Source organism: Bradyrhizobium vignae (assembly GCF_900324035.1).
GTDB classification, from domain to species: Bacteria; Pseudomonadota; Alphaproteobacteria; order Rhizobiales; family Xanthobacteraceae; genus Bradyrhizobium; species Bradyrhizobium vignae.
In genome coordinates this window covers 6,727,936-6,740,383 of record NZ_LS398110.1, presented here as the reverse complement: position 1 = coordinate 6,740,383, position 12,448 = coordinate 6,727,936, and the positions used below count along the sequence as shown (strand labels likewise).

Genomic DNA, 12,448 nt, shown 5'->3' with positions numbered 1-12,448 from the left:
CCCAGAATCAACCGAAAGAAACTCGGCGAGCTATATGAGCAATCCTCGCAAGCCCAAGGCCTCAAGCGCTGACGGCATCACCGCACCGCTCCGCCACATCACCTTCCGGCGCGTCTGGCTCGCGAGCGTACTATCGAACCTCGGGATGCTCATTCAAGGCGTCGGTGCCGCTTGGACAATGACCCAGATGACATCGTCGGCCGATAAGGTCGCACTGGTCCAGACCGCGCTCATGCTGCCAGTCATGTTGATCTCGATGCCGGCCGGCGCAATTGCCGACATGTACGACCGCCGTGTGGTGGCACTCGTCGCACTCTCGATCGCGCTCGCCGGCGCTAGCGCGCTGACGACGCTCGCCTGGTTCGACCTGATTGTTCCCAACCTCTTGCTGCTACTCTGCTTTGTTGTCGGGTGCGGCATGGCCCTGATGGGGCCTGCCTGGCAATCATCGGTGAACGAGCAGGTCCCATCCGAGACTCTTCCTGCGGCGGTCGCACTGAACGGGATCAGCTACAACATCGCGCGCAGCGTAGGCCCCGCCATCGGCGGGGTCATTGTCGCAACCGTCGGCGCAGTGGCCGCTTTCGCCCTAAATTCGGTGCTATTTCTGCCGCTGATTGTCGCGTTGTTCCTTTGGAGACGGGTCGCCACGCCCTCGCGCCTGCCTCCTGAAAAGCTCGGACGTGCGATGGTCTCCGGCGTGCGCTACATCGCCAACTCGCCATCTATTAAGGTCGTGCTGACCCGCTCCATGGTGACCGGCGGCATCGGTGGCGCAATCACTGCCCTAATGCCGCTGGTCGCTCGCGATCTCCTCCAAGGCGGCGCTCAGACCTATGGGATCATGCTTGGCGCCTTTGGTTTAGGCGCAGTGATCGGCGCAATCAGTACCACCGAGGTACGCAAGCGCATGAGTGGCGAGGCTGCGATACGCGCCTGCGCACTGTCGATGGGCGGGGCCACGGCTGCGGTCGCGCTGAGCCATGAACCGGTTTTGACCGCGGCCGCGCTCGTCCTGGCGGGCGCCTGCTGGATTATGGCAGGAACGCTGCTCAATATTGCCGTGCAGCTATCGGCGCCGCGATGGGTTGCGGGGCGCTCGCTCGCCGCATATCAGGCTGCAGGATCCGGTGGAATTGCCGTTTGTAGCTGGGGCTGGGGCCATTTGACCGACGCGGCCGGCGTTGAAACGGCGCTCCTTGTTTCGGCCGGCTTGATGGCAGCCTCGCCGCTTATCGGCTTGTGGTTGCGTATGCCGCGCATCAACGCCCGCAGCCAAGACGCCGAGATGTTGGCCGATCCTGAGGTGCGGCTGGCGTTGACGGGGCGCAGCGGCCCCTTGGTCGTTGAGATCGAATATCGCGTGGCCCAGGAGAACGCGCGGGCGTTCCACAATGTGATGCAGGAAGTGCAGCTGTCCCGCAAGCGCAACGGCGGCTATGGCTGGTCTATCGCGCGCGATATTGCCGACCCTGAATTGTGGGCTGAGCGCTATCACTGTCCGACTTGGCTCGAATACTTGCGCCACCGCAATCGCTCGACCCAGTCGGAGCGCGCGATGGAACAGCGGGCTATGGCCTTCCACATCGGTCCGAACCCGGTGCGCGTCCGCCGCATGCTCGAGCGGCCGTTCGGTTCGGTGCGGTGGAAAGACGATTCGCCTGACCGCGCGGCAAACGAAGTTCTCACGGTCACAAGCACGCCGGGAGGGACTACGTAACCGCCGCCAATTTGGGTGAGCGCGATAAAACGGTCCAGGGGCGGAGGCGAAGCCGAGAAGCCGGCAACGACTGTGGTTAGCGGCGGGAAGGACCGCATTATCTCGCTGTCCAGCGAGTCGGTAGCCGAGTCGCTCTTCATCGGACCTGGCGACGGCAGATCGCACAGCAGTTCGTCTCTGAGATGTCGAACTCTGTCTCCGCTTGGAGCGTTCAGCAGCCGGTGCACAGGTAATATAGATTCGTTTGCCGACAGGGACGTCCTTGATGGTAAATCTTTGTAGTTCTATAGTCATAAAATGGACATCAGGCACTTCCGTTATTTCGTGGCAGTTGCAGAAGCCCTCAGTTTCGGGAGGGCCGCTCGTCACCTGAACATGAGCCAACCGCCTCTCTCAAAGCGGATTGCCGATTTGGAAGTAGAGCTGGGCCTGAGGCTCTTTGACCGTACCAGCAAAAAGGTCAATTTGACTCCGGCAGGCGAGACCTTCCTTCCCAAGGCGCGCGATGCTGTACGAGCATTTGATGCCGCAGTACGTGTTGCGCGATCAATGTCACCGAGCCAGTCACGCCGGCTTCGGATTGCACTCCCTCCTGAAACGTCGCGAGGCGTGCTGTCGGACGTCATAAACCGCCTGCAGCAGGAGCAGATGCAAGTAAATATTGTTGAGGCATCTACAGCGGAGCAACAAACCCTGTTGACGGCTGGAGAGATCGATATAGGTGTTTTTCGGCATCCGTTTCCGAAGCGCGGGCTTCGTGTCTCGGCTCCGCTCGGGCAGCCGCTTGGCGTGGTTATGGCTGCAGACCATCCACTTGCAAAGGTCGAAAAACTGCATCTTTCCGACCTCAGTCCCTATCCGCTCGTGCAGTTTCAGCGTCATTTTTCCCCAGGCCTCTACGATGAGCTGCTCGCTCTTTGCCGGGCGGGAGGTTACGTTCCCCCGCGCGTTCTGCATAGCGCGAGGATGACGAAGACGTTTCTTAGGACAGAGTCCGGGGTGGTGCTTGCCGTAGAGCGGCTTGCGAAGCGGCGCGGCGAAGCCGGGTCGGAAGAGTTTGTCTGGCGACCTCTGGAAGGCTCGCCAATCCATTGGTGGACCTCGGTTGTTTGCAGATCGGATGAGTATGTTGGATTAACGCGCGTGGCTGTTGATTCACTATTTACCTCCTTGCAGCAGCACGAAAACTGGGTTCCGATGCCTCGTCCGGCCATAGCGCGACGGAGTGAGACCGAGCTCATAAGACACAAACCACGCCATGCAGCGCGTGGCGGACGGAAACGCGCAGTGCGCCGCGCCTGAAACGAACGGCTTCGCATCGAACAGGCCAGCCGCTGTCTCTGCTTTCGTCCTCCGCTTGAGAGCCCCCTTTCAGCCGAACTGACGGCACAGAGCTAAATGATATATCGATTTTCCATTTCTGATGAAGCCATGGCCCACAAGAGACTTCTCGCGCCAGCGGTAACGATTCGCACGGTGGATTAACTTGGGTCTTTCGGCTGGTGCGCCTGTTTCGACGCGTGGCGCTGTCGGAGTGATCCATTCCGAACTGGTCTTAACCTATCTAAAATTGGTATTGGAATCAGCTAGGCTCACGTCGTCCATGATTTCAATAGGCGCTTTTGATCAGTCGTACATCGACGTTCCGAGTGGCTGTCCTGAGATCAATAATGGCCGAGTACAAGGGAGTCGCGTTTCGATCCATCCCGTCCACACCTGAGAGATCTTCATCAAGGCACTCTCTTCAAGAAGAGGGGGGCGACAACTCTGACTGTCGAACTCTTCGACCTCCTTATCGAGGCCGTTGATAGGTCAGGTGCGCTGAAGCTGCTGGGTCGCGCAGGTGCACCACCCGTGATGTTCGCGCGTGTGCAGGGTGGCGCGCCCGGGTGCGAATTCAATATCAACAACTCCGTTGGCGCCGCTTAGAAACTCTACCTTCCGTTCGATCTGGCTTGCGGCGCAGATTTCCAGCCTTGGCACTCCGATCCAGACGGTCGCCATCGGTTGGTTAATGGCTACAATCTCGAATTCCGATCTGATGGTTGCGTTGGTTCAGGCGTCATCGACACTTCCGACTTTCATCTTGTTTATCTTAGCGGGAGCCATTGCCGGTAATTTCAATCGTCGCAGAGTTATGCTCGCCACTCAATGTCTCATGGCCTTGGCATATGCCATACTGACCACTATCATAGCGCTAGGCGATATGGATCCGTGGATCATCCTCGGCTTCAGCGTTTTGGTCGGATGCGGCGCCGCTCTCAACAATCCAGCCTGGCAGGCGTCGGTAGGCGACATTGTAGACAGACGACACCTTGCAGATGCCGTCACACTCCTTTCTGTCGGGTTCAACATTGTCCGCAGCGGCCCGGCGCTCGGTGGCGTCATCGTTACCTCATTCGGAGTTCTGACAACGTTCGCCCTAAACACGCTCAGCTATCTCGCGCCGCTGGGAGCTATTTGGTGCTGCGCATGGAAAGTGCGGTCTTCATCTCTCCCGCCCGAATCGATGGCCACGGCCATCCATGACAGGGTGCGCTTCACCGCAATGTCCTCGGAAATCAAGGCGTCCATCGCGCGTGGAACTCTCTTTGGCTGGGCCAGCACCTCTATACTCGCACTGCTTCCCCTCATAGTTCGAGATCAGTTGATGGGAGGGCCGATCACATACGGCACTCTGATGGCCGGCTTCGGAACGGGCGCCTTTTTTGCCGGCATCTCCAATGGCCTATTCAGACAAACACTATCGCAAGAGCGGCTCATAGAGCTCGCATGCATCGCCTGCGCCGTATGCTCGCTATCTCTGGCTCTCCACCCCCCGCTCATACTAGCGGCAGCCGCACTGGCCCTGGGAGGCGCAGGTTGGGTCGTCGCCTGGTCAGGACTTGGCGTCAGTGTGCAATTGGCGAGTCCACGATGGATCGTTGGTCGTACGCTGTCGATATATTGTGCCTTGACCTACGGCGGTATCGCCGCCGGCAGCTGGGTTTGGGGCACAGTGGCCCAAAAATGCTCCGTGTCTTGGGCGCTGGCAGGCTCCGCCGGCGGCCTACTGCTGGTCGCTGCCACAGGCTTCCTTTTGCCAGTTGGCGAGTGTCGAGAGTCAGACCTCGACCCTTTGGAGGAATTCGACGCGCCAGCACTCGCCCTCGATCTAAACACGAGATGCAGTCCTGTCGTCGTCAAGATTGAATATTTAATAGCGAAGAGAAACGTCCAGGCTTTCCTTGGCTTCATGCGCGAACGACGGCAGGTTCAGAGCCGGGTCGGCGCTCGCGTGGGACCCTCCTGCGCGACCTTCAAGAGCCCTCGCATTGGACGGAGACATTCAGCACGCCAACCTGGACGGATTATCTTCGCCTAAATCATCGCTTCACAACAACAAATAAGGAGCTTGAAGCACGTGTCCTCGAATTCCACGCTGGAACGAGTCCACCGCAAACGACACTCTTCATTGAGCGACCAACAGGGCCGACGCGCAGGCCCAATCAATTGACGCCCCTTACCTTCCATCCATAATTGTTCGTACATCATTGATGCGTCTCTGTCTTACACAACGCCATACGCGCCTCGCGCCGCTTGCCTTGTCGTGCGCGTTGGCGTTCAGCGTTGGCAAAGTCCACACGCTACTTTCGAAATCACCCAACCGTCAAATGTGGTAAGAAGTCGAGATGGTCATGTGGCGGACTGATTCCGATCTCGCGATCGAATTGGCGAAATATGTCGCCCGGAACCGCCACCAGCTTTCGCCTGCTCGAAACCAGCCCTCCTCCCGGCGCTGGGAGTCCTGAATTGAGAATTCTTTTGACGGGAACATCGGGCCAGGTTGGTCGCGCACTTCGGTCACCGCTTGCAAAGCTGGGAACTGTGCTGGCGCCAACGCGGCGTGAATTGGACCTTGCGCTGCCTCAGGAGATTGAGGGTCGGCTCGATCAGCTGAACCCAGAGCTGATCGTCAATCCCGCTGCTTATACCGCCGTGGATCGGGCTGAGGACGAGAGCGAGCTCGCTTATCGTGTGAACGCAGTAGCCCCCGGTCAGATGGCTCGGTGGGCGGCGCGCCGAGGCGTTCCGCTGATTCATTTTTCGACCGACTACGTATTTGATGGATCTGGACATCTCCCGTGGCGCGAGAACGATGTCACCGCGCCCGTTTCGACCTACGGAGCCTCGAAACTGGCCGGCGAGGACGCAGTGCGCGCGACCGGAGGGCCGCATCTGATCGTTCGGATCTCGTGGGTCTATTCAAACCATGGGCGCAATTTCATGCTGACGATCGCCAGGCTAGCCCGGGAGCGTGAGGAATTGCGTGTCGTTGCTGATCAGTTTGGGGCTCCGACCTCAGCGCATGTGATCGCAGCTGCGGTAGCAAGACTTTTGGGACCCGGCGGCCATTCGATACGCAGCCTCCCGCCCGAAGGTGATGTCATCCATGTCGCATGTTCAGGCGAAACCAGCTGGCACGGGTTTGCCTCCGCGATCCTCGCTGGACTAAAAAAACGCGCGATCTACATGAAGGCGGAGCGGGTTGTATCGCTCAAGACCGAAGGATACCCCACCAAGGCTCGACGGCCGCACAATTCGCGATTTGATCTGAGCAAACTGAGCGACAGTTTTGGAATATCGATGCCGAGCTGGCAGGACACGCTTGAGGTCGAACTCGATGCTCTCGCTGAGTCTTTCCGGAGCTCTGATCCCGGATCACAATAGCAGGCTGCTTAGCGCCGCAAACAAGCGTAACGTTGTTTTACAAGCGGCGAGGGGTATGCTGACGGCGACACGCGCCGTCGTGTAGCAGCGGAACGCGTGTCCTCGCGGAGCGTGATAATGATCTTTGCGGTCCAGGTGTGGCTCGCGCTCCGCCGGCTCACTAGGCCGTGGATATCAAACTGCCGAGCCAATCCTGCAGCGAGGCGCGAGCGATCGATCGACGCATTGAATGCGCAACTCACGATGTCTCTATTGCATTTCCTGCTTCGTAAGGCCGTATGTCCGCCTCTTCCGGTGAGGTGGCTCGCCCTACACTGCGTGTCCGAGGGTTACTCGGGCGTACCGAGCCGATCCTCATCACAGGAGGACGAGCCGTGGCAGATTATAGGGAAGCATTTGTCGGAATCGACGTCGCGAAGCTGAAAAACGCCATCGCGATCGCGGAAACAGGCCGGGAAGGAGAGGTTCGTTTCTTCGGTGAGGTCGACGCGTCGGCGACCGGCATGCGCCGGGTCGTTGAACGGATCGCCAGCCGGTTTGGGGGTGTGCATTTCTGTTATGAGGCCGGTCCGACGGGCTATGGCCTTTATCGCCTCATCCGGTCGCTGGGCCATGAATGCACCGTGGTTGCGCCGTCGCTGATCCCCAGGAAGCCGGGCGATCGCGTGAAGACGAACCGCCGGGACGCTGTTTCTCTTCCCCGGCTGCTGCGCGCCGGCGAGCTGATGGCGGTGTGGGTTCCCGATGAAAGCCACGAAGCGATGCGCGATCTCGTTCGCGCCCGAGCGGCGGCGTTGAGGCGCTGCGGGGCCACCGCCAACAGGTGAGCGCCTTCATGCTCAAGCACGGCCGCACCTATCTCCGCAAGAAGGGATGGACGATGCGCTATCTGCGTTGGCTTCAGGAACAGCAGTTCGATCATCCCGCGCATCAGATCGCGCTCCAAGAAATGGTCGAAGCAGTTCGCATCGCCAAGGAGCGGGTCGAACGTCTGGAGCGCACGAAGAGTTCGTCTCGGCCTGGTCCTTAGCCGCTCGTGCGGGCGCTTCAAACGTAAGCGTAGCTCTGAGGCCCATTTGATTGGCGCTTGACGTCTATTTTGAGCGCGTGGTGCGCCGGTGCGTGGCCCTTTCTCAAGCCCCGACCATGTGGCGGTAGCGCATTTTTCAATCAGGTGAACTTCCAAGTCACAGTCCTGAAGATCCTCGTGAGCTATCCGGATGGGTTCGCGGCACTGTCGGACCTCAAACGCGACATGGTTATCTTAGCGACGAGCGGTCGGGACTGGTCCGAGCGCACAAAAAGGCTGGCCAGCCGTATGCCGTATCTTGATATTTTTTCGGATGGTCTCATTGAGCGTATCCATGGCGGTTGGCGCATCACTGAGAAGGGGCGCGCGGTACTAGAAGTCATGGAAGCACAGCCGATCGGATGGTAGAGAGAGAGTTGGGCGTCTCCGAGCGACTTAAAGCCAATTCCCCCGCGATCAGTTGTCCAGGCCGGCCGCATAGAGCAATCGAGATTAGCGGAAGAGCAAAGCTGTCGTCGGCGCTGCCATCAACCAGGAACTCGAACGTGCCGAGATTGTAAGAGGCGGTCGCGGCGAGCTGCTGGCGGTAGCTGGGCATGGGGACCTCACGACATTGGTGTCTTGCCGATTGTTATAGTGAGATGGTCCCGCGTCGTCATCGCGAGCCAGTGCGCGCCGGTCGGCTCTCGTCCGACGCTCCCGGTGCTGCTGCATGGCGAGACCGGCGTCGGCAAGGAAGTGTTCGCGCGCGCCATCCAATGCCCTGTGTCTCCCCTGTGCACTGTGCGCGCACCAGAACGTGTCGGGCGCTATCTGCCGTCCTATCCCGAGGCCAGCAGCAAGCTCGGAAAGTCAGTAGACGAACACGCGACAGTAGGTTTTAGGCCAGAGATTTGGTTCCCAATGTTCGCTGCAAGGCGTGGCTAAACCTACCTATCCGTCCCGACACGATTACGATGGCACGTCATGCTCATGCGCGGAGGCGCTTGAGTCGCTTCGAGACGCAGTCGATTCTGAGGAATGGGCATATCCGTATAAAGTTTCCGAACATACGCTATCGCGTATAAGGAGATCCTGAAGATACGTAGAGCGGGCCGATCAACAAACTTCGTTTCGAGAGGAATGCCCCCGACGCGCAAGATCCAGCGAGCCGTTTGCACGCTACGTCTCGACCTGTCGCTCACTCAAGGCGGCTGGTCGTTGAACTCGGCGAGAGCCGGGACCTCGATCCCGGTTGTTTCCGTCTAATTGAAATCCTGCATTGTTGAGCATCCTGTGCTCAACATAGCCGGGCCTGCAATCCCGAGCGCGCTTGTACTCTTGGTAGACGTCAGTCCGGTTTTCGTGCCGTCACTCCAATGTGCGCGAGAGCCTGAGCGCACGATCGATCTGATGATCATGTGGATCGTGCTCGCATTGGCTCGATCCCGGAGCTTGGAAGTCGGGACTCCCTCGCGGCTCCATCCATTCGATGTAACGGGAATGTGTCGAGGTCTCAATTCGACGACAGTGCATACGTCGCCCCGGCGAGAGAACGTGTCCTGGCAAGCGCCGCAGGACAGTGAGAGCGCTGTTGAGAAAACGTATTGGCAGACCTCGGATTTTGCCATGAGATCAGTTATCGCCTCAATGCCGAAAAGCTCGGAATTCCCCTCGATGGAGTATCTGTTCGGTTCATCGAGGAGAACGCGATAGGCGGCTTGCTAAACCGGCGCCAGGACGAGCGATCCACGTTGAGGTGATCCTGGACAGCCCGGCCTCCGACGCTGAGCTCGCATCGCTCAAAAATATCATCGATCGTCATTGTCCGGCCTTGAATATGCTTCGCAGTCTCACACCCGTGCAGTCTTCAATTCGCTCATCCTCATGGGGCCTTGCCGCAGAGTAAGCAATGGGGTTACATCTCACAGATGCTGTTTGAGCGGATCTATGGAAGCGCGCCAGATCACTAGGAGCTACCGGTAGAAGTCGATGGGCTCACTTGTGAGCAACCGATGTCGATGGCGACTCGGTTGACCAACGCCGACGCAGATCGGAAGAGATTGAAGTCGGCAAGGGCGCGCGCAGCCGGCGAACGCGGCAAGAGCAACGGATCCGAGCGACGATGTTGATAGACTCTTGTCGCGCTGGAGTAGGTCCGCCTGCGAGCATCCGATCGCGACCGGATAATCTTTGCTCGAGCCAAAGTTGTTTGGATACGTTGACCGGTGGGATGGGTGACGTCCGGCGCAGAACGAAACCAGGTGGTTCTGACGACCTGGGACCAGCATAATTACAAGAGCCACGCACGGAGGATTAGAAGGCCGCGCATTTATACGAGACTAATCAAAGTTGCTGTATCGAGATTGTGAAACCGCTCACCACATCGCGCGGCATTTTACCGAAGGTGAGATAGCTTGCTGCATCCTTCATTCCTGCCGCGAAACGCGAACCGCACCTTATCCGCGCCGAAAAATGCTCCCCCTGCCGAGACCGGCAGGAATAGTGCGGCAAATTCGAATAATGCCGGGCGTGCTGGCCGCCAAAGCGCCGCTAGCCAGCAGCTGCTGCTCTCAATGTTTTAGCGCGGTTCGTTGAAGCTCAGCGATTCAAGCTAGCGCGAGTTTTCATGCAAGTTCCCATTGCGTCTTGCCGGATAAAGGATGCCTACTTTGCGCATTTGGGAGACCACTCGCGACACGTTCTCGAGAGTTAAGCCATATCACTGCGCATTCCAGGGATGGTGATCAGGTGTTGCAGGCGATGGTGATCACGGGTTCCAGTGATCGTGATCAGGTGCGGAGCAAATACGGCTGACGGATTTAAGTGTGCTGGAAATGGTCTCCTGGTCAAGACTGGCCGATTGGTGTCGCGCGCCATGGAAAACTGCCCCCTCATATTGCCTCGATGACAATGTTACCGAAACGCACCCTAGTGTCTCCCGAATCAGCTGCCGCGAGTCCGAGCAAGCCGCTCGCGAAGCGCGCCCTCCAGAGCGCCGTAGCGAGCGAGCGGCTTGCGGTGATTCGGCGAAAGAACCTGTCGGGATTAGAGACTAAGACACGAAGGTTGAAACGATGGTGTGATTTCTGTGCCGCTGATGAGTTGTCGAGCGGCCTTTGATCGCCAATTCTTCACCAATCGCTGCACCGTACGCCGCTGATGGCCGCTGAACCGACCGGGCGCATGCGCTTCGAGCCGGGAGAGAAGATAGATCGCGGACAAGTGCGGAGCCGCGACGACGAGGCGCGCCTCGATTAACTGCAAGGAGTTCCGGCGGATCCAAGACGTGACCCGGGCCGTTCGACACGAGCCATATCGTGGATGTCCCGTTCGGGACGCTGGAAGACGAAATCCATCTTCACAGAAAACCATTGCATTGTCCTTCCGCCGATTTTGGTGGTGTCGAGTACTGTGAGACCCCTAGACAGAAAATGCGCCGATGTCGCTGTTCAGATCCTCGAGTTTTCGAGTACGCGGGCCAGAGTGCGAGTGGAGCTTCGCATGCAAGTCATTCAGTCTCGACAGCCCCTGCTCAATTGCAGCTGTCGGAAGATAGCTAAAGCACAGGCGTACATGATGGCCGCTTCCTGGACCATAGCTACGGCCATGTATAAGGTGCACGTCGTGCTCGCGGCGCGCAGCCTCAATGAAGGTCTGAATATCAGTGTTGGCGGCCAGCCGTACCCAAAACGAAAAACCGCCCGATGGTACAACGTATCCTGGCTCGCAAATGCAGCTACGTCGCAACAGCGTGTGCATGGTGTCTCGCTTGGCGCGATAATGCTGCCGTAGCCGAGAAATGTGCGCATCAAGAGCGCCAGACTGCAACAATCCTAAGACGATGTTGCTGATAATGGGGCTTACGCCGCCATCACATTTGAGCCGTGCAAGCCTGGCGATGATATCAGACTCTGCAAGCACGCAGCCTACTCGTAATCCGGGCGCGGCAATGTTGGACATGCTATGGATGTTAATCACGTTGCCGCCTGGTGCCAACCAGTCAACTGCACCGTTATAGGATAACTCTGCATAGACGAGGTCCTGGATCAACGGTAGGCCGTGGTGGGCTAGGAGCGCTGCCACCTCGGCCATATGGGTGCGCGACAATTCGCGTCCAGTTGGGTTATGAAATGCTGGTGATGTATAGAAGAGCTTCACGCGAGAGCTGGTCTGCAATACCTCTTTGAGCTCATTAAGATCTACGCCTTCTGCACTCATGCCTAGCTGGAGGACGGTTGCACCCAATACAGAAAACGTGCGTAGCGCGCCCAAGTAGGACGGATCCTCTGTGAGGATGACATCACCGGGATTAATCCAAGCTTCGATAAGTAGCTGTATGGCCTCTGAAGCGCCCCCCGTGACGATGACTTGGTCATGCCGCACGTTGTACCGTAGTGCGAGCTTGGTGACGAGCTCCGGCAGACCCATCGCGTCCGTATACTGCATGAGGTCCGCGGCGGCGACGCCGGTATTCTGGTTAAACGCATCTGGCCAGGCGAGTTCTACAAACGTGGCTGGATCGGGAGCTCCGTAGCTGAAATTGATTACGTGCTTTATGCCCGAGTAGTTGAACGGCGCAAAATGCTGCGCGATAGAGCTACGGTAGGAGGCGTGCGATCTCATGGTCGTCTCGCTAGATGTATCTGTCTAACTGTTTCCGGTCCAGATGCGCTTCCTGGAGGTCGCGATGAGGTTTGCAGACGCTGCCTTAGAGACGTATGGTAGGTTTAGCCTACCGCCATATAGTTGTTCTCCGCCGGATGTGGCCGATCAGAATAATTTGATGAGCGAACCCGAAAATCAAGCGTCATGCCTCGGTGGTCGACAAGCTCGTGAGACAGTGGTGATCGTTCAGCGTTGTTAACTCATAGCCTTCACCGAGCGTACTGCAATTGCAATGCCAAGGCTCGCGCTTGTGGGAGCTCAAGCGTCGTGACAAAAGGCGATCGTCCGGCCGCGTCTGAAGTCGAGACTGGCGTAGGAGTTTTAATGAACGCCTCCGCGGC

6 protein-coding genes and 3 pseudogenes are annotated in these 12,448 nt (G+C 58.3%); 7 read left to right on the top strand and 2 right to left on the bottom strand.

The features are described from left to right. Positions 1-34: 34 nt before the first annotated feature. The 7 genes and pseudogenes from BRAD3257_RS32580 to BRAD3257_RS42485 all read left to right on the top strand — a co-directional run bounded on the left by BRAD3257_RS32580 (position 35) and on the right by BRAD3257_RS42485 (position 8,387). Positions 35-1,720 (top strand): MFS transporter, encoded by a 1,686-nt coding sequence (locus BRAD3257_RS32580; RefSeq protein ID WP_122405271.1) that lies wholly within the window; start codon positions 35-37, stop codon positions 1,718-1,720. 297 nt (positions 1,721-2,017) lie between these two features. Continuing rightward, complete coding sequence (locus BRAD3257_RS32575) at positions 2,018-3,022, top strand: LysR family transcriptional regulator (protein ID WP_122405270.1); 1,005 nt, start codon at positions 2,018-2,020, stop codon at positions 3,020-3,022. 574 nt (positions 3,023-3,596) lie between these two features. Next, positions 3,597-5,239, top strand: a pseudogene (locus BRAD3257_RS32570) (MFS transporter). Positions 5,240-5,512: 273 nt separating this feature from the next. Then, a complete protein-coding gene (rfbD, locus tag BRAD3257_RS32565) occupies positions 5,513-6,430 on the top strand; it encodes a dTDP-4-dehydrorhamnose reductase (protein ID WP_122406880.1) in 918 nt (305 codons plus the stop codon). A 374-nt stretch (positions 6,431-6,804) separates the two neighbouring features. Next, positions 6,805-7,484, top strand: a pseudogene (locus BRAD3257_RS32560) (IS110 family transposase); the annotation flags it as partial. 120 nt (positions 7,485-7,604) lie between these two features. Next, positions 7,605-7,856 (top strand): annotated as a pseudogene (locus BRAD3257_RS32555) (hypothetical protein); the annotation flags it as partial. A gap of 240 nt (positions 7,857-8,096) precedes the next feature. Then, positions 8,097-8,387, top strand: a complete 291-nt coding sequence (locus BRAD3257_RS42485) for a sigma 54-interacting transcriptional regulator (RefSeq protein WP_488225967.1) — start codon at positions 8,097-8,099, stop codon at positions 8,385-8,387. 2,100 nt (positions 8,388-10,487) lie between these two features. Here BRAD3257_RS42485 and BRAD3257_RS42480 read toward each other — a convergent pair. Beyond that, positions 10,488-10,814, bottom strand: a complete 327-nt coding sequence (locus tag BRAD3257_RS42480; protein WP_488225963.1) for a hypothetical protein — start codon at positions 10,812-10,814, stop codon at positions 10,488-10,490. Between the two features lie 48 nt (positions 10,815-10,862). Continuing rightward, the gene (locus BRAD3257_RS32545; protein ID WP_122405268.1) at positions 10,863-12,065 is read right to left on the bottom strand and encodes an aminotransferase-like domain-containing protein; all 1,203 of its coding nucleotides are present in this window, start codon (positions 12,063-12,065) and stop codon (positions 10,863-10,865) included. Between the last annotated feature and the right edge of the window lie 383 nt (positions 12,066-12,448).